The 372-nt window shown below is 62.1% G+C and carries 1 protein-coding gene; it reads right to left on the bottom strand.

The annotated features are described in order from the left end of the window. Positions 1-45: 45 nt before the first annotated feature. On the bottom strand, positions 46-372 hold a 327-nt coding region (locus ACEWQZ_RS06800; protein WP_476482322.1), incomplete at its 5' end, for a hypothetical protein.

The following is a 372-nucleotide window of genomic DNA, read 5'->3' as shown; positions in this document are numbered from 1 at the left end:
AGGCGGCAGGTCGAGGTTGTTGGGGATGGTCATCTGTCGGGACCGTCACATGCGGCCGGCGATCAGTCGGTCACGGTGGCGGTCGGAAAGTCTGAGGACCGCGTCCATTGTGTTGGGCATCTTCCCTTCTCTCGCTTTCATGGTTTCGAGGCCGCTCCCCGTCAGGACGTGCAGCTTCTCCGCCAGGGTCTGATACTGCACGTTGTTTTCGGCCATCACCGCATGACCGCCGTTGAGCTGGCGGCAGTTGAGGTCCGACTGGGCATAGCCGGGGATCTCGGCAAGCGCCAAAGAGGCACCAATATGGCGGCCCACCCTGTCGTCGCGCAGGCCGTAGCCGGTATCATATAGCGGCCAGTAGAGAAAGGCGTT

Source organism: Wenzhouxiangella sp. YN1, assembly GCF_056324145.1.
The sequence above is the reverse complement of the archived record's forward strand: the minus strand, read 5'-3'. Positions and strand labels throughout refer to the sequence as shown.